Source organism: Caballeronia sp. LZ065 (genome assembly GCF_031450975.1).
Taxonomy (GTDB): Bacteria; Pseudomonadota; Gammaproteobacteria; order Burkholderiales; family Burkholderiaceae; genus Caballeronia.
Genome location: NZ_JARUXV010000001.1, coordinates 1,639,247 through 1,658,052, shown reverse-complemented (window position 1 = coordinate 1,658,052; position 18,806 = coordinate 1,639,247). Strand labels below are relative to the sequence as shown.

Below are 18,806 nucleotides of genomic sequence, written 5' to 3'. Positions count from 1 at the left end.
GTTTTGTCCAGCTTATATTTGCACCTTGATGTGACGAACCGGCTCAGCGGTCGTTCGACATGCCCTTCAGGCGGTCGTTGCCGGCATCGCGCGCGGCGTCGGCGGTCGAGAAGCTTTCCTCCGAGACCATTGCGCGTTTGACTTCCTTCGCGGAAAAATCGACGAGCGCGATCACCCAGACAAAACCGCCTGCCTGCTCCGCGGTTTGTACGAACGCGCGCAGATTCCCTTCATTCGACGATGCCATACCGACCTCCTCGTTGATGGTGACGCACTGGCGGCGTCGCGGATGCAGCGCCGCTGCGTGTTGCATGGGCTGGACGGGTGCAACCGTCCGTCAGCGTGACGCGTGCGTTGACGGCAGCGCCGCTGGTGCACGCGTAATCGAATGTCGCAGGAAATGGACCGGGACCGCGCCGGATTCAGACGGCGGGAAGATCCTCGAGCGATTTCTCGATCTGCCCGTCCTGGACCCGCGTCTCGATGCCCACGTGGCCGTTCGCATAAGGTAGCGCGCCCACTTTCGGCCCGAGAAACGTCCGTCCGCCGAGCGTGAACAGCGTGCGCACTTCCTTGCCGCTATGGATGGCGTCCACGACCTGCTGAACGTCCACGATGGTGGTGGGCGCGGTCCAGTCGTTCGTGGAGGGATCGAAACTGCCCCATCGCACGCTGGTCACGCGGTCGTTGACCCAGCGCACGCCGTCGATCGCCAAGGTTGCCATGGCTGCCTCCAATTTCGTCCCGGGGAAGGGAAAATCGTAGCATGGTGCGGCGTGGGGGATGGGCGCCCGTTCGAGCGTCGCTCGTTCGCTGGATGCGAATTTGGGCGAAAAAAAAAGCACTGTGAGGACACAGTGCTTTTCTGGTGTAGCGATCAAGCGCTACGAATTCTCGGTGGGGTGGCTGATGGGACTCGAACCCACGACGACAGGAATCACAATCCTGGACTCTACCAACTGAGCTACAGCCACCACTGTTACCGCGATCCCGACTGCTCCGAAACAGCTACCGCAGCAATCAAGAAGCGAGATTATACGAACAATGCTTACGCTTGACTAGCCCTTTTGAGCATCTTTTTCCGGACATCGGCGTTCACGATTCGATTGCTTCCATGACCTCGCGCAGATGCCCGCGCGCTTCGTCGAAGATTGCGAGATCGCCGGTGGCGAGGCGGCGGCTGTCGGACAGGACGCGACGCCATCCGCGCGCGCCCGCAACGCCGCGATACAGTCCGAGCGCATGCCGTGTCACCGCGCCGAGATAGGTGCCGCGTGCGAGCTCGCTGCGCGCGTACGCAATCAACGCCTCCTCGATCTCTTCGCGTGAAGGCACCGGCGTGACAGCACCATAGAACCGTGTATCGACATCGGCCAGCACATACGGGTTGTGATAGGCCTCGCGGCCGAGCATCACGCCGTCGACGTGCTTCAGATGCTCTTCGACTTCGTCCAGCGTCTTGATGCCGCCGTTGATCGAAATTTCCAGATGCGGGAAATCCCGCTTCAGCCGATACGCATAGTCATACTTCAACGGCGGAATCTCGCGATTTTCCTTCGGGCTCAGCCCTTTCAGGATCGCGTTGCGCGCGTGCACGATGAACACCTCACAACCCGCGTCCGCCACGGTCCCAACGAAATCCCGCACGAAAGCGTAATCCTCGACCTCATCCACGCCGATGCGATGCTTGACCGTGACCGGTATCGATACGGCGTCGCGCATCGCCTTCACGCAGTCCGCGACGAGCGGCGGCTCCTTCATCAGGCACGCGCCGAATGCGCCGCGCTGCACGCGCTCCGACGGGCAGCCGCAATTGAGGTTGATTTCGTCATAGCCCCACTGTTCGCCGAGCTTCGCGCTGCGGGCGAGATCGGCAGGCTCGCTGCCGCCGAGTTGCAGCGCGACAGGCGCTTCGGCCGGCGTGAATGCGAGATGACGCGCGACATCGCCGTACAGCAAGGCGCCGGTCGTCACCATCTCCGTGTAAAGCCACGCATGGCGCGACACGAGACGATGCAGCGAACGGCAATGGCGGTCGGTCCAATCCATCATCGGAGCGACGGAGACACGACGGGACTTGAGTTTCGGTACGGCGGCCATGAGCGAATGAGCGACGGGCCCGCTGAACGCGAGCCGCTTGAAAATAAAGGGAATTTGCGATTTTACCGCACTGCGGCGGTTTGGTTGCGGCCGGTTTGTACTGGCGGCCTGGGCAGAAACTTGCTGCATCGTTTCCGTAAACTCAGCCACGCACCTCGCCTGCGCCGCCCGGAGAACCATCATGCCCTGCCATCGTCTCGCGACAGCCGCCCTCTTTCTCGCCGCCGCGCTCGCGGTGCAAGCCGCGCAAGCCCAGACCAACCCGCCAGACAACGGCGCCTCGATGGTCAAGCCGCCGCCCACGACCGGCGCGCCATCCGCGAGCGCGACCCGCCCGGACAACCCCGACAACATGCCGGTCAAGCGCCCCACGCCACCGCCAAACAGCGATCGCATGCTACATCACAGCCCTGCAAGCGACGCAATCGCGAAATAGTCGGGCACGGCGTCTGTAACGGGCTGGCAGCACCCGCGACGCCCCTATAATGGCGCTCGTCACGATACTCCGAGAGAACCGCGGCTCCGGGCTTGAAATGTTTTCAAGCGATCCAAGCGGTCCTGCCAATGCAAAAAATCATTCTGCCGTTCGTTTCCGGTTTCCTTGCCGCACTCTTCTTTCGCGAATCGACCCTGGCGCTGCTGCACGCAGCGGGCGTCATCGATCCAGCTGGCTTTTCCACGGTGCCGTTCCTGCCGCTCGGCATCCCCGAATTCATCGCCAACGCGCTCTGGAGCGCCGTCTTCGGCATTCTGATGGCGTGGCTGCTGCGCGTCGCGCCGGATCGCAGCGCGCCCTGGATCGGCGCGCTCGTGTTCGGCGGCATCGTGTTGACGGCGGTCAGCGTCTTCATCATCGATCCCGTGCGCGGCATCTGGCCTGCCGGCAACATGCTGCCGCGCCTCGCGCCCAGTTTCATCGCCAATGCCATCTGGGGCTGGGGCGCCCTTGTCTTCATGCGCGCCTTCATGGCCGGCACCGACACGCGCTGATTCGCGTTTGCGCTCCGTATAAACAAAAGCGGCCCGATCAGGTTCGATCGGGCCGCTTGCTTGCACACCGGGTCTCGCTTCGTTCAGTCCTTCAGGAGCCTGAGCGGATGCGCCGCCGGCGTCCACGCGCTTTCGAACATGCGCTCGACGTCCGCGGCCTTCACGTCCTCCAGCCGCGCAAGCTTCCATTGCGGCTGATTGTCCTTGTCGACGATGCGCGCGCGGATGCCCTCCACCACGTCGCCACGTTCGAACACGGTGCGCGTCAGGTCGAGATCGCGCCGCAAGGTCTCCGCCATGGTCGAGAACTTCGCGCGGTCGACCTGCTGCAAGGCCACATCGACCGACAACGGCGAACGCTCGCGCAACTCCATGGCCGTCTGCCGCGCCCACTCGTGACCGCCGTCGGCATCGCGCTCGAGGGACGCAAGAATCGACGCGCCATTGCCCGCCGCAAAATGCTTGTCGATCATCGTGCGCGCCTCGGCGAGCGCGCTGCGTTCCGGAATGGGCGCCACCTTGTACTTCGTGGTTTCGCCCTGCACGAAACGCACGATCTCCACGCCGTCGAGAAAGCGCTGATGGCGAAGCGATTCGATCAAGCCGGGCAACGCGCCATCGTCGAGATAGGCGTCGGCCATGCGGGCGTAAAGCGCATCGGCGGCGGCCATGGTTGCGCCGGTGGCCGCGAGATAGCGGCCGATCGCGCCCGGCGCGCGCGCGAGAAACCAGCTCACGCCGACATCCGGAAAGAGCCCGATGCGTGTCTCGGGCATCGCCATTTTGGTGGACTGCGTGACGATACGCAGGCCGCCCGTATGATGCGCGCCCTGCGAAATCCCCATCCCGCCGCCCATCACGACGCCGTTCACCACCGCGATATACGGCTTCGGAAACGTGAAGATCGCGTGATTGAGCTTGTATTCCTCGGTGAAGAACGCGTCGATGGCTTCACGCTTGCCTGCCGTCGCCGATTCGTACAGGAAGCGGATGTCGCCGCCCGCGCAGAACGCGCGCACATGCGGACTGAAGATCACGACCGCGCGGATCGCCTGGTCGTGCCGCCACGCGCGCAGCGCCTCGCTGATCGCGCCCAGCATCGGCGCGGTCAGCGCGTTGAGTGCCTTCGGGCGTTCGAGCGCAATGAAGCCGATGCCGTTGGCGGTGTCGATTCGGATGTCTTCGATGGTCATCGTGTTGAGGTGTCGGGTCGGTTCGCTGAATTGCCTTGAGGTTCTGCTTTCCGAGGTTTGGTTCCCGCGTTTCGCTTGTCGCCGACGCGCACGTCCGCCTGCTTGCACCACGCTTCGAGCAACAGCTCGACCAGCGTCTCAGCCGGCGTGGCGGGCCATGCCGCGCCGTTCAGCTTCAGCGCGACGACGCCATGAAGACTCGCCCAGAGTCCTTCCGCACAGGCCGCGGGTGCGGCGTGCGGTGGCAGGCGTCCGGCCGAGCGTAGTTCGAGGAACGCGTCCGCGATCGGCGCCAGCATCGCCGCGCCGGCATCGGCTGCTTCGGCAACAGCCGGAGCGTTCGTGTCGATGCCATCTGTCGCGGCTTCGAAGGAACCCGCCGGCTCCATGAACATCAGCCGATACGTCTGCGGTTCGGCCAGACCGAATTCGACATACGCACGCGCCATCGCGTGCAGACGGGCGGCCGGTTCCGCAATGCTCGCCTGCGCAACGAACGCCTCACGCAAGCGCAGGTGGCCTTCCATGCTCAACGCCCGCGCGATCTCGCTGCGGCTCCTGAAGTGAAGATAGAGCGCGGCGGGAGAATAATCGATCGCGCCGGCGAGCTTTCTCATCGACAGCGACGCAAAGCCTTCCCGCCTGACGATCTCGCGCGAAACTTCGAGTATGCGCTCGCGCAGCGCCATGCGCTGCGCTCGTCTCTGCTCGGTGCGGGGCACTCGCGGTCCCATGCGAGGCATTGTCGGCACCGTCAATTTCGGAGTCAATGCGCGGCCCCGCCCTGCACCGCCGATGCCTCGGTCAGACCGGCATGCGGTCGTCGTCCGGACGCGCGACCGACTCGTACAGCGGCTCGTCCGAGTCGCGCAAAACGACCGAAGAGAACACGATGCACACCGCGAGAATCAGCACACCGACGGCTGCCCAGATGAGCCATAGCGCATTGGACTCGACAAGCGAGTGAAGAAAGGAATGGAACATGACGACCCCGTGCGATTTTTATAATGTGGCTGCCCTGGTAACGCGCATGGCGTTGAGCAAGTACTATGCCGAGCGAATCGCATCGCGTGCGGCGAGTCTGCAGATGGTACTCCGTTGCGGGATGCCGCGAAAGCAAATGCGTACGCATGTCGGCGCTTCTCCCGGCCCAACAGGCAATGCAAGGCAGGTCTTACATCGCGCCATGTAAGAGTGGAATGTGCTTGCGCTTCAGTGCTGCGTCGGCGTCACCGGACCGGGCGGGAAGTGGCCGCTCTTCAGGAGCACCGGCATGCCGTTCGTCACGCGCAGATGCTCGCTCGCCACCGCTTCGATGTGCGTGCGCCCGGCGTCGAACGCATCGATCCAGCCCGCACTGTCATAGGTCTGCGCGCCGAAATGGTCTTCGAGCGCCTCGACCGATATCGCGCACGGCACGCGCCGGCCATCAACCAGCGCGGCGAATTCGACGGTCAGATTGGAATCGCGATAGTCGCGCGCGTCCTGAAGAAATCGGATGTCCATGATGGTCTCGTAGCTTGGCCGTGACGGCCCGTTCCATGCGACGGTGCGGCAATCCCGAATGGCTCAGGCTTCGCATGAAGCGGTGCGGCGACTATGGTAACTGCGCGCCCGTTTTGCGGTCCATACCCATGCCCCCCGCGGTCGTGCATCACGCGGCCAGCACGTCCTCGTCGATATCGACGACCAGCAGCGAGCTCGCCAGCGGATCGGCATAGTTGAAATCCAGCAGACGGCTCTGCTCGCGCACGCGTTCGCAAACCCGTTCGCGGGCGTCGTCGGCGAGTTGCGGATAGGCGCGCAGCACCTGCGCATCGAAGCGGTAATGCACGCCCCACGCGATGTTGCCAGGATGATTGGCCACCCCGCCCGTGCGCCAGCTGACGAACAGCGAAGGCGCTGCGTCCACGCCGATCTCCGCGATGTCCGCGCCGCTCGGAAACAAGTCGACGAGACCGGTCGCGACGTCGAACAGCACGGCATGTCGCAGGTGAATGGGGCGCATCATGCCGGACGCAGCAAGCGGTCGATATACTCGCGCGCGGCCTGTTCCACATGGGCGAGCGCCTGGGCTTCGGTCGAGAAACGCTGCTCCGGCCCGAGGTCGACGAGCGCCTCGAAGCGATGCACGTCGTCCGGGCCGCCCTGCGCGAGACTCACCGATCCGACGTAGATCGGTCCTGACTCGGTTTGCGGTTCATGCGTCTGCACGAGCCGCGCCGAAGCGCTGATGTAGTAGCCCCGGTACGGCCCCGTGACTCGTTCTGCCATGTTTCTTCCTCCTTTGGCGGACCGCGCGGCGCAGCTTCGCGACGCTTCGGTCAGGCAATTTCAACCGGCAATCAGATCAGTAAGGCGTCGGATCCGGAAATTAGTTCATTCGTTCCCATTGTTTCAGCGACGCCGCGACGTGCTTGCTGCGGCGCGTTCTCTTCAGCCTTGACTCGCAAGCATCGCGCCCGGCAGACGGCTTCGCTAACAAGCGCTTACGTGTCACGTAAGGCGCGTATGGGACAATGCACCTCTCAAAAAAACGCCCTCGCGCGACGGTCCTGTGACCGTCCTGCCAGCGGCGCAACGTCATTCGCTCTCACGAGGTAAAGATGAAGGATCACGGCCGGCGCATGCGCCGACACTCCGCATGCTCAACCCCATCCGGCGCTGCGAACGCTTCCTGGCTGCGTGCCGCCCTGATCGGCGCGGCTGCGCTCGCGGTGGCGAACCTGGGCGCGTGCGCATCGTCGAACGACGCTTCGCTGATCAATCTGCCCGATGGCCAGACCGGCTACGCGGTCAACTGCAGCGGCGCCGATGCCGGATCCAGCTGGGCCAGTTGCTACGTCCTGGCCGGCGAGAAGTGCGGCGCGACGGGCTATGACATCGTGTCGAAGGACAACGAGGAAGGCGGCCCGACCGGCGGCGGCATCACCAACGTGATCTCGGCGAACGTCAAGAACCGTTCGATGATCGTTCGCTGCAAGTAACGCCGCAGCGTTCGCGCGCGGTCCGATCATTCGATGATTCTCAGTGCGCGCTCATCTTCGAGAACGCGTTGAGCACGACGACGCCCGCCACGATGAGGCCCATGCCGAGCAGCGCGGGCAAATCGGGCGTCTGCTTGAAGAGCAGCGCGGCGACCAGCGTGATCAGCACGATGCCCGCGCCCGACCACACGGCATAGACGACGCCGACCGGCAACGCGCGCAGCGTCAGCGAGAGCAGATAGAACGACACCCCGTACCCGGCCACGACGATCGCGGCGGGAAGCGGGCGCGTGAAGCCATCGGAGGCGCGCAGCGCGGAGGTCGCGATGACCTCGGCGACGATCGCGATCGCGAGCAGGACATAAGCGGTTGAGCGCATCGATTCCTTTGAGGGCCTGGGGGTTGCGTGTCGGTCGTCGCGTGTCAGTCCTGACCGAGCGACAGCTGGCTGAAGTCATGGCCAAGTACCGCGCAGAGCGCTTCGACGACCATCTGGTGATCGTCGCGCTGCGCCAGTCCCGAGACCGCAACCGAGCCGATCACGCCCGCGCCCGCGACGCGCAGCGGAAACGCGCCGCCATGCGTGGCGAACTCGGCGGGGTCGAGGCTGAACTTGTCGGCGAGCGTGGTGCCCGCCTGTTGCAACGTAAGGCCGAGCGCATACGAACTGCGGCGGAAGTGTTCCACCGTGCGTGACTTGCGTTCGATCCAGCGCGCATTGTCGGGCGTGGTGCCGTCGAGCGCGATGGTGAAGAGCTTGCGGCCGAAGGTGCGCACATCGATGACCACGGCCGCGCCGCGCGCCACCGCCATCTCGCGCAATTGCGAGCCGATCTGCCACGCCTGTTCGGCATGAAACTGCGGGAACACGAGCGTGCGTTCCTGATGCGCGATGGCCTGCAGAACGTGTGGAATGTCCATGAGCGTGCGACTCCTTGACTGGCTTGCTTGATGGGTGTGTGCCGCGCTTGAGTTGCGGCACCTCTGTGCGTGGCACATGGCCGAGGCTTGCGATTTTGACACGCGCGGATGAGACAGCACCATGTGAACCGGCCATGTATCGGTGCTCAAGCGACTTGAGGCGGGCTTGCCCTGAGCAGGCATTTCGATTCGATATGTATGGAAAGACGAGCAAGCCATTGCGCTCAAGTAAGCGATGCCTTATAATCTTTTCTTCGACGGACGCGGGGTGGAGCAGTCTGGCAGCTCGTCGGGCTCATAACCCGAAGGTCGTAGGTTCAAATCCTACCCCCGCAACCACAGTTGAAGATTCATGCAGTGTGGCATCTGTCAGGGCCAGCGAATCCGGCAACACGTCGTACACATCAACCCGCCATCGAGCGGGTTTTTTGTTGTCTGCGGTTCTTCTTCTGCATTCAATCCGCGTCGAATCGCCGCTCCACCCGCCCCCGTCCCGCCATACCCCCATGGCATAATCCCCCCGTTCAGCATCGTCCAAACATCGAACGCGGCATGCATCACTTGCGTCGGGCCATCGTCAGGAAGATCGGCGGAATCGCAGCACTCTGCGCGATACTGCTGCTCTCGCTTGCGCCCGTCGCATCGCAGGCGCTCGAACATGCGCGTATCGATGCATTGCTCGCTTCTGTCTGCGCTTCCATTGCGCCCATCGCGCATTCAGACCAGCAGGCTTCCGCTCATCGCACGAACCACGACAGGCTCGCGCACCTGCAAGCCTGCGCCTATTGCGACTTCATCGCGCACGCGCCCACGCCGCCCGCAGCGCCATCCCGCCCAGACATCCTGCAAGCCGCCCGTGAACCGTTCACGACCCAGGCTCCCGCCGACGCGCCATTCAGCGCACGACTGCGCACCGCACAACCCCGTGCCCCGCCCGCCGCTCTCTGACCTCTGACGCGCGCGCCTGAAATCAGCGCGCCGAGCCTTCGTTCCTCATCAACACCCATCCGCGACGCACCCCGTCCGGAGCCTTCAAGGACACGTCATGACGCCTTCATCGCTTATGCGCGGCGCGCTCGCGCTCGCCTGCGCCCTGGCCACGCAACTCGCGCTCGCCCACGCCTTGCCCAAGCTGCAGCAACCCGGCCCCGGCGCGACGGTCAGCGCGCCGCACGAGGTTGCCATCGATTTCGGCGAAGCGCTCGAACCGACCTTCAGCAAGCTCATCGTCACGAATGCGCAAGGCACGCAGGTCAACACCGAAAAATCCGTGGTCGCCGACAGCGACAAGAAGCACATGAGCGTCGCGCTTCCTGCGCTGCAACCGGGCGTCTACAAGGTGCAATGGACCGCGCTCGCCGCGGACGGGCATCGCACGCAAGGCCACTACAACTTCACCGTCAAGTGAGCACCACATGAAAAAAATTGTTCTTTTCGCAGGCGCGCTCACATGCGCGTCCCTCGCCCAGGCAGCCACGCTCGAAGCGCATGACTGCTGGATTCGCGCGATGCCGCCCACGCTGCCGTCGTCGGGATATTTCAGCCTCGCCAACAACGGCGACGCGCCCGTCACGCTCACCGACGCGCACACCCCCGCCTTCGGCATGGCGATGATGCACAAGTCCGACATGAAGAACGGCACGGCCACGATGTCGCCCGTCGATTCCGTCGATGTCCCCGCGCACGGCAAGCTCGACTTCGCGCCGAAGGGCTATCACCTGATGCTGGAGGAACCGGCGAAGCCGCTCAAGGTCGGCTCCAGCATTCCGCTCACGCTGACGTTCGCGGACAAGTCCACGTTGCAGATGAATTGCTCGGTCAAGCCGGCAAGCGCGACCGGTCACTGACAAGCCGCCGCCTGAAATAAAAAACGCGCCAGGTTCTTTCCGAACCCGGCGCGTTTGCTTTGCAACGCAGCGTTTGAAAGCAGCACCCCTACGGCTTGCTGAACATGTCCATGATCTGCTTGCGCTCGTCGGTGGTGACTTGCGGCGGCGGCGCCTGCATGCCCGCCGGGCCGACACCGCCCATGGTGGTGGCATCGCCGGCCATCGGATTGGTGTTGTCGAGCCCGACGCTCGCGACGAAGCCCATGCCCGGCGTCCGATCGGCATAGAACAACTCGCCATCGACCGTCGTGATGCCGTCCGGCTGGGTCATCTCCTGCTGCGGGATGCCGCGCAGCGCGCGTCCCATGTACTCGACCCAGATCGGCAACGCCAGCTGCGCGCCGAACTCGCGGCTGCCGAGCGTCTTAGGCTGGTCATAGCCCATCCACGCCACCGCGACCAGCTGCTTCTGATAGCCCGCGAACCAGCCGTCCTTCGCGTCGTTGGTCGTGCCGGTCTTGCCTTGCAGGTCATTGCGCTTCAGCACATTGGTGCCCGCGCCCGTGCCCTGGGTCGCCACCGTGTGCAGCAGACTGTTCATGATGTACGCGTTGCGCGGCTCCAGTGTCTGCGGCGCATTGCTGCCCGCCGTCAACGGATTGGCGCGCGAGATGACGGCGCCGCGTGCATCGTCGACTTCGCCGATCAGATACGGATTGATGCGGAACCCGCCGTTTGCGAACACCGAATACGCGCCGGACAGTTGCAGCGGCGTGACCAGCCCCGCGCCGAGCGCGAGCGGCAGGTACGGCGGCGTCTTGTCCTTGTCGAAGCCGAAGTTCTTCGTCACGAAGTCCTGCGCGTAGCTCGTGCCGATGTACGACAGGATGCGGATCGACACCAGGTTCTTCGACTTCTGCAAGCCCGTGCGCATGGACATCGGGCCATCGGGCTGGTCGTCGTCCTTCGGCTCCCACGGATCGCCGCCGTTGGTCGCCGGGAAGAACAACGGCGCGTCGTTGATGATGGTCGCCGGCCCGAGTCCCTTGTCGAGCGCCGCCGAGTAGATGAACGGCTTGAAGCTCGACCCTGGCTGGCGCCAGGCCTGCGTCACGTGGTTGAACTTGTTCTTGTTGAAATCGAAGCCGCCGACCAGCGCGCGGATCGCGCCGTCCTGCGGCACCATCGACACCAGCGCGCCTTCAACCTGCGGCAGTTGCGTGATCTGCCAGCCGCTTTTCTCCTTGTCGTCGCGCATCAGGCGCACGATCGAACCCGGCTTGATAGCCAGCGTCTTCGATGCATTGCTGCGCAGCGCGGCCGCGACGAAGCGCAGGGCATCGCCGGACAGCGTCGCGGTATCGCCGCCGACGAACTGCGCCGTCACCTGCTTCGGGCTCGCGGACGTCACCACGGCGGACACGAGTTCGCCGTTGTCCTGGTGATCGACGAGCGCGTCCTCGATGGCCTCCGCGCGATCGTCCGCATTCGACGGCAAGTTGATGTTGCCTTCCGGACCGCGATAGCCGTGGCGCCGCTCGTAATCCATCACGCCCTTGCGCACGGCCTTGTAGGCGGCGTCCTGATCGGCGGAATCGATGGTCGTGACTACCGTCAGGCCGCGCGTGTAGGTTTCTTCCTTGTACTGCGCGTACATCATCTGCCGCACCATCTCCGCGACGTATTCGGCATGCACGCCGTACTCGGTGCCGGCGGACTTCGTGTGGATTTCCTCGGCGGCGGCCTGGTCGTACTGCTCGCGCGTGATGAAGTTCAGGTCCAGCATGCGCTTCAGGATGTACTGCTGACGCACCTTCGCGCGCTTCGGATTGACGACCGGGTTGTACGCCGAAGGCGCCTTCGGCAGGCCCGCGAGCATCGCCGCCTCGGCGAGCGAGGTGTCCTTCAGATCCTTGCCGAAGTACACGCGCGCCGCCGCCGAGAAGCCGTACGCGCGCTCGCCCAGATAAATCTGATTCATGTACAGCTCGAGAATCTGATCCTTGCTCAACGCACGCTCGATCTTGTACGCGAGCAGCATCTCGTAGACCTTGCGAGTGTAGGTTTTTTCACTCGAGAGGAAGAAGTTGCGCGCCACCTGCATCGTGATCGTGCTGGCGCCCTGCGATGCGCCGCCGTGCATCAGGTCGGCGACGCCCGCCCGCAGGATGCCCACGAAATCGACCCCGCCGTGATCGTAGAAGCGGTAATCCTCGATTGCGAGCACGGCCTTCTTCATCTGGTCGGGAATGTCCTGGAAGCGCACGAGACTGCGGCGTTCCTCGCCGAATTCGCCGATCAGCACGTGGTCCGCCGTGTAGACGCGCAGCGGCACTTTCGGCCGGTAGTCGATCAGCGCATTCAGCGACGGCAGGTTCGGCTCCATGACGACGAGCGCGTAGCCGACGATGAGTCCGCCCACCACGGCGCCGAGCGCCACGAGGCCGGCGAACCAGAGCGCGATGCGCGCCATGACGGAGCGGCCGCCACGGCCGCCTCCGCCGTTGCGGTCATTGTGGCCGTTGCCGCCGCCACGGCGGCCGCCGCCGTCACCGCCGCCGCGGCGGGTGCGGCCGCCGGCGTCGGAGTCGTTGCGTGCCTGGTTGCGTGATTCGTTCCAGCTGGGTTCGCGATCGTGTCGCGTGGAATTCGATGAGTCGGGTCGTTTGATGATAGGCATGACTGGGTTCGTTCGGCGTGCGCCGGAGGCGCGCGCTGCGCCGCTGCACTGCTGTGCGGGCGCGACTGCAAAGACGGGCGAGCGAATGAGCGGGCCGGTGTCGACCGAGGGTAACAGCGCATTTTAAAGAATTCGCGCGCGTCACCCCAAAACCGCACGGATTTTTTTGTAAGTGAGTGCGCAGAAGGGCTTATGCGGCTCCCTTGCCGCCCCCCGTGACCGCCCTTGTGTTGAGTTACCCACAGAGGCACTGCACAGAGTTGTGGACAACTGTATGAGAATATAGGCAAGTGTTTGAACGCACGGCAGTTTCAGCGCGTGCTCAAAGCATGAACAGCGAGTGTGATCAGCGAGCGGCGGCCCACCGACGCTCAGCCCACGCCCGCGCGCAAACCGATATGATGGATGCATGGATTGCAGGTTCCCGGTCGGTCATGCGCGAACCCTGCGGTAAAGATGTCGTGCCGTTTGATGAACCGAAGTTGCGATTCGTCCAGCCAGTCGTCCGGTTACGATCGCCTTACTGTTTGCGAGCCGCTCATGTCGACCAAACCCAGCGAACGCATCGTTGTCTTCGTCACTCCCGCGCAGAAGCTGGCCATCAGCAAGACAGCGGACACGCTCGGCATCAGCGTGAGCGAACTCATGCGCCGCGCCGTGCTGAACTTCAACGCCACCAGCGAGCAGATCAAGGTGGCCGGCATCGTCGACCGCTTGCGCGCTCCGAAGGCGCCTGATCCGCTCAATGTCGCGCTGAAGAGCGTGGCCGCCAAGGCCGCCGCGCGCGAGGCACGTGAAGCGGCGGCGAACGCGACCAAGCGCGCCGCCCTGCCGCCCCGGGTCCGGACGGAGCCGCCTGCCGCCGGCGCCACAGCAAGCATGGCCCCGCGCACCGACGACACCCTCAACGAACACGACTCACTCGGTGCAGGCGAAGATACAGGCGAAGACGCCTCGCTCACCGATGACTCAGGCTCCGGCCATTGATACTGCCCTGCCCGTGGCCGATGTGTCCCGCGCAAGCCGGGGAACATCGGGCGTTACACTCCTTAACGTCAGGTTAAGGTCGGATTAAGGGCGGGCGTGCTCTAATGGGCGGACAGACCCCGCGCGGTGGCACACTCGCGCTCGCATCCGCGGGAAGTTTTTCTCGAACCGCTTGCAATCCCGCATCTCGCCCTTCAACTACGCGCCGCGCACGCCCGCTGCGGCCAGATAGCACGCGGCGCAGGCGAGCCGCAGTCTTCATCCAGGAGAAATACATGTCGCTTTTCGATTCGATTACCCGCACGGTCAAGGGTCTCTTGAACGACGCCGCCGACACCATGCAGGATCCGTCGCGTGACGCGCGCCAGATCGTGCGCGAGCTCGACGACAGCATTGCCAAGGCGGAGAACTCGCTTATCGAGATCGAGGCGCAGGTCGCGACGCAGCAAAGCAAGCGCGACGCCGCCGCCGACAAGGCGAAGAAGTACGAGGACGGCGCCCGGCGCGCGCTGCAATCCGGCGACGAAGGTCTGGCGCGTGAAGCGCTCGCCGCGCAAGCCAACGCCGAAACCGAACGCGACGCGCTCGCCGGTGAACTCCAGACGCTGGAGCCGTCGGTCGAGCATCTGAAGACGCAGATCGCCGACATGCGTCAACGCCGCAACGATCTCAACGCACGCTCGAACATCCTCCAGGCGAAGCAGCAGATCGCGCAGGCGAAGGACACTGCGGCCACGGCGCTGGGCGGGATCGGCGGAAAGAATCTTTCCGAAGACTTTCAGAAGCTCGAAGACAAGATCCAGCTGGCCAACGCCCGCTCGGATGCGCGCCTGAATTCGGCCGACCAGAAATCCGGCAAGGCGCTGGAGGACAAGCTCGCCGCGCTGAATCGCGGTCCGTCGGTGGAAGACCGTCTCGAAGCGCTGAAGAAGCAAGTCAATCCGCCGGCGCAGTAATTGCGGACGGAGGCAGGTGCAATTGAATTGTCCGGCGCGCCGCCAACTCACCGCTTCGCGACGCGTCGGAGCATGATGCGTTATCTCGAGCAGGACATGTTTGCAGCTTCAACAGGAGACGGACGTTTATCGCGTCCGGCCGGCCTCATGAAAAAGTTTTTGACGGCCCTCGCATTGTCGCTGTCGCTCGCTTCGCCGCTCGCATTCGCCGTACCGACGGTGCAGCAGGTCGAGCAATCGATGACGCAGGGCAACTGGCAGAAAGCCGACTCGCAGTTGAGCGAAGTGCTCGACGCCCATCCGAAGAATGCCCACGCGCATTATCTGTATGCGCAGGTATTGGATCGCGAAGGACGCTACAGCGATGCGTTATCGCATCTGCAACAGGCGAAGACGATCGATCCGTCGCTGAGCTTCACCGATCCGGCGCGCTTCGCGGCTACGCAAGCGCGCATTCAAGCCGATTCGACCCGCGCCAGCATCTCGCCGCGCCCGGACAACGGCACGAACACGACGGCGGTGCGCAATCCGTTCAACCCGGATCAGGCCGCGGCTGCCGCGCCGCAGAAGCACGGCATCGGCATGGGTGCGTGGATCGGCTTCGCGGTGTTGATCGCGGCCATCGCGCTGGTGCTGCGCTGGGGCTTGCGGCGCGCGCGCGCACGCGACGACGGCCAGGCCGAAACCGACCGCCGCGGGCAACTCAAGCGCGCCACCGATCTTCTCAACGAAGTGCGCTCGCTCAAGCTCGACGTGCGGCTCTCGACCGCGCCTGGGCATGAAGCGCTGCTGAAGGACGTCGAGGGTGCGGAAGCGCAGTTGCGCGATACCGTCGAGTCACTGACGAACGCGAAGAATCCGGTGCCTCCGTATGCCATCGAGGATCTGGAGAATCAGGTTGCGAGCCTCAAGGCCCGCGCTGAAGGCCGCCCGGACCCGGCCGCCGCTGCGCAGGCTGGCGCACCGAACGCTTCGCCGTATGCACAGGAAGCCGAGCGCTTCGGCCGCGGCCAGCAGCCGCCTTATCCGCAACAGCAAGGACCCTATCCGCCGCAGCAAGGGCAGCCGCCCGTCATCATCCAGCAAGGCGGCGGCGGGTTTGGCGGCGGCATGGGCGGATTGTTGACCGGCGTGCTGCTGGGCGAAGCGCTGTCGCATGGACGGGATCGCGTGATCGAGCGCGATGTGCCGGTCGATCGTCCGGCGCAGAACGACAACGGCGGTCTCGACTTCGGTAACAACAACGGCGGCGGCCTCGACTTCGGCAACGGCTCCAACGACTGGAGCGACGGCGGAGGCGGCGGCATGGATCTCGGCAACAACGACGACGGCTGGCGCGATACCTGATCCGCTGATCCGTCTGCCTAGCACATGACAAGGCCCCGCATGCGGGGCCTTTTTTTTGGGGAAGCGCGAGAAACAAGCGCGCTCAGCCGCCACCGCCGAGAAAGCGCAGCAGCCCCCACAGGAACTTGAAGAAGCCGACGACGAACGCCCAGATCCGCTCCAGCTGATCCCAGTTCGCGAGGTAGAGCAGCGTCCGCAGCATCATGCGGCGGGCGTGGCGCGGCGGCGAATGCTCACGCGGTCATGCAAGGTCAAAGCGGCCATCAGCGAAATCAGGAGAAAAAAGAAGGCGGCTCGCGCCGCCTTCGATTGCAATCGCAAAGATCGCATCATACCGCCCCGCCGGTCAGCGACTCACCTGCCGCCTCACTGCTCCGACTGCTTCGACTGGTCCTGCGGCGGGATTTCGTCCGTCAGCGCTTCTTCCAGACGCTTGAAGATGCGTCGCGTCGCGCCGCGCGGCTGCAGCGCGAACAGCACCAGCGAGCGGCCCGTCACCTGGTAGACATCGTCGGAACCGAACACCGGCAACTCCTCGCGGACCGGCGCGTTGGTGTCGATCAGACAGATCCATTCGTCCGGTCCCGGAATGTCCGGCAGCGTGAAATCGACGACATCGTGATAAGCATTCACGATCAGCAACAAGGTCGCATCCGACGCCGGCTTGCGAATGCCCGTCGCCTGCGCGCGCCCGTCCATCACCACGCCGAAGCAGCGCATGTTCGGATCGTCCCATTGCTCCTGCGTCAGCTCGTCGCTGCTCGGGCTCAGCCACCTGGCGTCCGCGACCTGCAGATCCTCGCGATATTCCCCTGTCAGAAAGCGCTGTCGACGCAGCACCGGCAGCGTATGCCGCAAGGTCGTCAGCTTGCGCACGAACTCGGTGAGCGCGAGACCGTTTTCATCGATGTCCCAGTTCACCCAGCTGATGTCGTCATCCTGGCAATACGCATTGTTGTTGCCTTGCTGCGTGCGGCCGAACTCGTCGCCGGCCAGCAGCATCGGCGTGCCTTGCGAAAACAGCAGCGTCGCCAGCAGGTTGCGCTTCTGGCGCTCACGCAGCGTGCGGATCTCGTCATCGTCGGTCGGGCCTTCGGCACCGCAGTTCCACGACTTGTTATCCGAATGGCCGTCCTTGTTGTCTTCGCCGTTGGCCTCGTTGTGCTTGTCGTTGTAGGAGACGAGATCGTTCAGCGTAAAACCGTCGTGTGCGGTCAGGAAGTTCACGCTCGCCCACGGACGCCGGCCGCGCTTGTTGAACTTGTCGCCGGACGCGGTCATGCGGGTCGCAAGCTCGGGCGCTTCGCCTTCGTCGCCCTTCCAGAAGCCGCGCACCGTATCGCGATAGCGATCGTTCCATTCGGCCCAGCCCGGCGGAAAACCGCCGACCTGATAGCCGCCCGGACCGCAATCCCACGGCTCGGCGATCAGCTTGACGCTGGAGAGAATCGGATCCTGGCGGCAGCTGTCGAGGAACCCGCCGCCTTCGTCGAAGCCATACGGCTCGCGGCCGAGAATCGTCGCGAGGTCGAAACGGAAGCCATCGACGTTCATCTCCGTCACCCAGTAGCGCAGGCTGTCGGTGACCATCTGCAGCACGCGCGGATGCGACAGGTTCAGCGTGTTGCCGGTGCCGGTGTCGTTGATGTAATAGCGCGCCTCTTCCGGCATCAGCCGGTAGTACGACGCGTTGTCGATACCTCGGAACGACAGCGTCGGGCCGCGCTCGTTGCCTTCCGCCGTGTGGTTGTAGACCACGTCGAGAATCACTTCGAGACCCGCCTCATGCAGACGGTCCACCATCTCCTTGAATTCCGCCACGACGCCCGCGCCGCGCGCGAAGTAACGCGGGTCCGCCGCGAAGAAGCCGATCGTGTTGTAGCCCCAGTAGTTCGTCAGGCCCTTGTCGGTGAGATGGCTGTCGTTGACGAACGCGTGAATCGGCAACAGTTCGACCGACGTCACGCCGAGGCTCTTGATGTATTCCACCACTTCCTTCTGGCCCAGGCCCTCGAAGGTGCCGCGCATGTGCTCGGGCACCGCCGGATGGCGTTTCGTGAAGCCGCGCACGTGGGTTTCGTAGAAGATCGTGTGTTCCCAGGGCACGCGCACACGGGTGGCGTGCGTCCAGGAAAAGCTCTGGTCGACGACCTGGCACTTCTGCATGAAGGGTGCGCTGTCGCGTTCATCGAAGGTGAGATCGTCGCCTTCGGCGAGCAGCGTATAGCCAAACACCGCCGGGTCCCACTTCAGCTCGCCGACGTGCGCCTTCGCATACGGGTCGAGCAGCAGCTTGTTCGGGTTGAAGCGATGGCCGGCTTCCGGCTCGTACGGACCGTGCACGCGGTAGCCGTAGACGGCGCCGGGCTTGAGATCGTGGACATAGACGTGCCAGACTTCGTCAGTGTATTCGGGCAGTTCGATGCGCTCCAGTTCCTGTTCGCCCTTCTCGTCGAACAGGCACAGGTCGACCCGCGTGGCGTTCGCGGAAAACAGCGCGAAGTTGACGCCGTTTCCGTCCCAGGTGGCGCCGAGCGGAAACGGGGAGCCTTCGGCAATGCGGTGTTCGTTCGGCATGAGATGATCGGATTCGAGTGATGACGCGTGGCGTCGGGATCGTGCGGTGTGTGCTGTGTGCATTGCGGACACGTAAGGCGGATCGAAAAAGAGCATTTTGCGTGCCCGTGGAGCGGCACGGCGCGCGGCTTGCTTGGCGCTGCACTGGACGTTCATGCGCCGCGTCCCTTTTTGTGCGCCGCCGTGTGCCCGACGCGCACACCGTGTAAAACGTGCAAGTCGAGGTCGTTGCGCGCCTG

At 64.2% G+C, this 18,806-nt stretch carries 23 protein-coding genes and 2 tRNA genes; 10 read left to right on the top strand and 15 right to left on the bottom strand.

Going from position 1 to position 18,806, the window contains the following annotated elements; translation table 11 throughout:
* Positions 1-43: 43 nt before the first annotated feature.
* The 4 genes from QCE63_RS07645 to dusA form a co-directional block, all read right to left on the bottom strand.
* Positions 44-247, bottom strand: a complete 204-nt coding sequence (locus tag QCE63_RS07645) for a hypothetical protein (RefSeq protein WP_309832071.1) — start codon at positions 245-247, stop codon at positions 44-46.
* Between the two features lie 175 nt (positions 248-422).
* Positions 423-725, bottom strand: coding sequence for a hypothetical protein (locus QCE63_RS07640; RefSeq protein WP_309832069.1), 303 nt, complete (start codon positions 723-725; stop codon positions 423-425).
* A 173-nt stretch (positions 726-898) separates the two neighbouring features.
* A tRNA-His gene (locus QCE63_RS07635) sits at positions 899-974 on the bottom strand.
* A gap of 121 nt (positions 975-1,095) precedes the next feature.
* On the bottom strand, positions 1,096-2,100 hold the full coding sequence (gene dusA / locus QCE63_RS07630; protein ID WP_309832067.1) for a tRNA dihydrouridine(20/20a) synthase DusA: 1,005 nt from the start codon (positions 2,098-2,100) through the stop codon (positions 1,096-1,098).
* 181 nt (positions 2,101-2,281) lie between these two features.
* On the opposite strand from dusA, the gene QCE63_RS07625 reads away from it, so the two are divergent.
* Complete coding sequence (locus tag QCE63_RS07625; RefSeq protein WP_309832065.1) at positions 2,282-2,536, top strand: hypothetical protein; 255 nt, start codon at positions 2,282-2,284, stop codon at positions 2,534-2,536.
* A gap of 128 nt (positions 2,537-2,664) precedes the next feature.
* Positions 2,665-3,090: a hypothetical protein gene (locus QCE63_RS07620; protein ID WP_309832063.1), complete on the top strand. Its 426-nt coding sequence runs from the start codon at positions 2,665-2,667 to the stop codon at positions 3,088-3,090.
* Positions 3,091-3,173: 83 nt separating this feature from the next.
* Here the strand turns inward: QCE63_RS07620 and QCE63_RS07615 are convergent, their stop codons facing one another.
* From QCE63_RS07615 to QCE63_RS07590, 6 genes are all read right to left on the bottom strand, one after another.
* A complete protein-coding gene (locus tag QCE63_RS07615; protein ID WP_309832061.1) occupies positions 3,174-4,283 on the bottom strand; it encodes an enoyl-CoA hydratase/isomerase family protein in 1,110 nt (369 codons plus the stop codon).
* Positions 4,280-4,972, bottom strand: a complete 693-nt coding sequence (locus QCE63_RS07610; RefSeq protein WP_309832058.1) for a TetR/AcrR family transcriptional regulator — start codon at positions 4,970-4,972, stop codon at positions 4,280-4,282. The genes QCE63_RS07615 and QCE63_RS07610 overlap by 4 nt, the downstream gene beginning before the upstream one ends.
* Before the next feature lie 115 nt (positions 4,973-5,087).
* Positions 5,088-5,267 carry a hypothetical protein gene (locus QCE63_RS07605; protein WP_309832056.1) on the bottom strand — a complete coding sequence of 60 codons (180 nt, stop codon included), beginning with the start codon at positions 5,265-5,267 and terminating at the stop codon, positions 5,088-5,090.
* A 228-nt stretch (positions 5,268-5,495) separates the two neighbouring features.
* Positions 5,496-5,789 (bottom strand): DUF1488 domain-containing protein, encoded by a 294-nt coding sequence (locus QCE63_RS07600; RefSeq protein ID WP_309832054.1) that lies wholly within the window; start codon positions 5,787-5,789, stop codon positions 5,496-5,498.
* A gap of 148 nt (positions 5,790-5,937) precedes the next feature.
* Positions 5,938-6,294, bottom strand: coding sequence for a hypothetical protein (locus QCE63_RS07595; RefSeq protein ID WP_309832052.1), 357 nt, complete (start codon positions 6,292-6,294; stop codon positions 5,938-5,940).
* Positions 6,291-6,557, bottom strand: coding sequence for a hypothetical protein (locus QCE63_RS07590; protein WP_309832050.1), 267 nt, complete (start codon positions 6,555-6,557; stop codon positions 6,291-6,293). Before QCE63_RS07590 ends, QCE63_RS07595 begins: the two co-directional genes overlap by 4 nt.
* 353 nt (positions 6,558-6,910) lie before the next feature.
* Between QCE63_RS07590 and QCE63_RS07585 the strand changes: the two genes are divergently transcribed.
* Positions 6,911-7,270 (top strand): hypothetical protein, encoded by a 360-nt coding sequence (locus QCE63_RS07585; RefSeq protein WP_404990089.1) that lies wholly within the window; start codon positions 6,911-6,913, stop codon positions 7,268-7,270.
* Between the two features lie 40 nt (positions 7,271-7,310).
* On the opposite strand, the gene QCE63_RS07580 is transcribed toward QCE63_RS07585, so the two are convergent.
* Positions 7,311-7,649, bottom strand: a complete 339-nt coding sequence (locus tag QCE63_RS07580) for a multidrug efflux SMR transporter (RefSeq protein ID WP_309832047.1) — start codon at positions 7,647-7,649, stop codon at positions 7,311-7,313.
* A gap of 44 nt (positions 7,650-7,693) precedes the next feature.
* Positions 7,694-8,191 carry a heme-degrading domain-containing protein gene (locus tag QCE63_RS07575; protein ID WP_309832045.1) on the bottom strand — a complete coding sequence of 166 codons (498 nt, stop codon included), beginning with the start codon at positions 8,189-8,191 and terminating at the stop codon, positions 7,694-7,696.
* Positions 8,192-8,453: 262 nt separating this feature from the next.
* Here QCE63_RS07575 and QCE63_RS07570 point away from each other — a divergent pair.
* From QCE63_RS07570 to QCE63_RS07555, 4 genes are all read left to right on the top strand, one after another.
* Positions 8,454-8,530: transfer RNA gene (locus tag QCE63_RS07570), tRNA-Met, on the top strand.
* Between the two features lie 213 nt (positions 8,531-8,743).
* Positions 8,744-9,139 carry a DUF2946 family protein gene (locus QCE63_RS07565; RefSeq protein WP_309832043.1) on the top strand — a complete coding sequence of 132 codons (396 nt, stop codon included), beginning with the start codon at positions 8,744-8,746 and terminating at the stop codon, positions 9,137-9,139.
* A gap of 97 nt (positions 9,140-9,236) precedes the next feature.
* Positions 9,237-9,599: a copper resistance protein CopC gene (locus tag QCE63_RS07560; protein ID WP_309832041.1), complete on the top strand. Its 363-nt coding sequence runs from the start codon at positions 9,237-9,239 to the stop codon at positions 9,597-9,599.
* Positions 9,600-9,606: 7 nt separating this feature from the next.
* Entirely contained in the window at positions 9,607-10,038 is a 432-nt protein-coding gene (locus QCE63_RS07555; RefSeq protein WP_309832040.1) for a copper chaperone PCu(A)C, read from the top strand.
* Positions 10,039-10,126: 88 nt separating this feature from the next.
* Here QCE63_RS07555 and QCE63_RS07550 read toward each other — a convergent pair whose 3' ends face one another.
* Positions 10,127-12,700, bottom strand: coding sequence for a penicillin-binding protein 1A (locus QCE63_RS07550; protein WP_309832037.1), 2,574 nt, complete (start codon positions 12,698-12,700; stop codon positions 10,127-10,129).
* A gap of 540 nt (positions 12,701-13,240) precedes the next feature.
* Between QCE63_RS07550 and QCE63_RS36820 the strand changes: the two genes are divergently transcribed.
* From QCE63_RS36820 to QCE63_RS07535, 3 genes are all read left to right on the top strand, one after another.
* A complete protein-coding gene (locus QCE63_RS36820; protein ID WP_404990088.1) occupies positions 13,241-13,687 on the top strand; it encodes a plasmid mobilization protein in 447 nt (148 codons plus the stop codon).
* 275 nt (positions 13,688-13,962) lie between these two features.
* Positions 13,963-14,643 (top strand): PspA/IM30 family protein, encoded by a 681-nt coding sequence (locus QCE63_RS07540; protein WP_309832034.1) that lies wholly within the window; start codon positions 13,963-13,965, stop codon positions 14,641-14,643.
* Between the two features lie 147 nt (positions 14,644-14,790).
* Positions 14,791-15,990 (top strand): tetratricopeptide repeat protein, encoded by a 1,200-nt coding sequence (locus QCE63_RS07535; RefSeq protein WP_309832032.1) that lies wholly within the window; start codon positions 14,791-14,793, stop codon positions 15,988-15,990.
* 82 nt (positions 15,991-16,072) lie between these two features.
* Here the strand turns inward: QCE63_RS07535 and QCE63_RS07530 are convergent, their stop codons facing one another.
* A complete protein-coding gene (locus QCE63_RS07530; protein ID WP_309808134.1) occupies positions 16,073-16,195 on the bottom strand; it encodes a hypothetical protein in 123 nt (40 codons plus the stop codon).
* Positions 16,196-16,356: 161 nt separating this feature from the next.
* Entirely contained in the window at positions 16,357-18,567 is a 2,211-nt protein-coding gene (gene glgX, locus QCE63_RS07525; protein ID WP_309832030.1) for a glycogen debranching protein GlgX, read from the bottom strand.
* Positions 18,568-18,806: the final 239 nt, after the last annotated feature.

Coding starts and splice junctions, on each gene's coding strand:
- QCE63_RS07645 (WP_309832071.1), bottom strand. CDS start 247: ATGGCATCGTCGAATGAAGGGAATCTGCGCGCGTTCGTACAAACCGCG.
- QCE63_RS07640 (WP_309832069.1), bottom strand. CDS start 725: ATGGCAACCTTGGCGATCGACGGCGTGCGCTGGGTCAACGACCGCGTG.
- dusA (WP_309832067.1), bottom strand. CDS start 2,100: ATGGCCGCCGTACCGAAACTCAAGTCCCGTCGTGTCTCCGTCGCTCCG.
- QCE63_RS07625 (WP_309832065.1), top strand. CDS start 2,282: ATGCCCTGCCATCGTCTCGCGACAGCCGCCCTCTTTCTCGCCGCCGCG.
- QCE63_RS07620 (WP_309832063.1), top strand. CDS start 2,665: ATGCAAAAAATCATTCTGCCGTTCGTTTCCGGTTTCCTTGCCGCACTC.
- QCE63_RS07615 (WP_309832061.1), bottom strand. CDS start 4,283: ATGACCATCGAAGACATCCGAATCGACACCGCCAACGGCATCGGCTTC.
- QCE63_RS07610 (WP_309832058.1), bottom strand. CDS start 4,972: ATGGCGCTGCGCGAGCGCATACTCGAAGTTTCGCGCGAGATCGTCAGG.
- QCE63_RS07605 (WP_309832056.1), bottom strand. CDS start 5,267: ATGTTCCATTCCTTTCTTCACTCGCTTGTCGAGTCCAATGCGCTATGG.
- QCE63_RS07600 (WP_309832054.1), bottom strand. CDS start 5,789: ATGGACATCCGATTTCTTCAGGACGCGCGCGACTATCGCGATTCCAAT.
- QCE63_RS07595 (WP_309832052.1), bottom strand. CDS start 6,294: ATGATGCGCCCCATTCACCTGCGACATGCCGTGCTGTTCGACGTCGCG.
- QCE63_RS07590 (WP_309832050.1), bottom strand. CDS start 6,557: ATGGCAGAACGAGTCACGGGGCCGTACCGGGGCTACTACATCAGCGCT.
- QCE63_RS07585 (WP_404990089.1), top strand. CDS start 6,911: ATGCGCCGACACTCCGCATGCTCAACCCCATCCGGCGCTGCGAACGCT.
- QCE63_RS07580 (WP_309832047.1), bottom strand. CDS start 7,649: ATGCGCTCAACCGCTTATGTCCTGCTCGCGATCGCGATCGTCGCCGAG.
- QCE63_RS07575 (WP_309832045.1), bottom strand. CDS start 8,191: ATGGACATTCCACACGTTCTGCAGGCCATCGCGCATCAGGAACGCACG.
- QCE63_RS07565 (WP_309832043.1), top strand. CDS start 8,744: ATGCATCACTTGCGTCGGGCCATCGTCAGGAAGATCGGCGGAATCGCA.
- QCE63_RS07560 (WP_309832041.1), top strand. CDS start 9,237: ATGACGCCTTCATCGCTTATGCGCGGCGCGCTCGCGCTCGCCTGCGCC.
- QCE63_RS07555 (WP_309832040.1), top strand. CDS start 9,607: ATGAAAAAAATTGTTCTTTTCGCAGGCGCGCTCACATGCGCGTCCCTC.
- QCE63_RS07550 (WP_309832037.1), bottom strand. CDS start 12,700: ATGCCTATCATCAAACGACCCGACTCATCGAATTCCACGCGACACGAT.
- QCE63_RS36820 (WP_404990088.1), top strand. CDS start 13,241: ATGTCGACCAAACCCAGCGAACGCATCGTTGTCTTCGTCACTCCCGCG.
- QCE63_RS07540 (WP_309832034.1), top strand. CDS start 13,963: ATGTCGCTTTTCGATTCGATTACCCGCACGGTCAAGGGTCTCTTGAAC.
- QCE63_RS07535 (WP_309832032.1), top strand. CDS start 14,791: ATGAAAAAGTTTTTGACGGCCCTCGCATTGTCGCTGTCGCTCGCTTCG.
- QCE63_RS07530 (WP_309808134.1), bottom strand. CDS start 16,195: ATGATGCTGCGGACGCTGCTCTACCTCGCGAACTGGGATCAGCTGGAG.
- glgX (WP_309832030.1), bottom strand. CDS start 18,567: ATGCCGAACGAACACCGCATTGCCGAAGGCTCCCCGTTTCCGCTCGGC.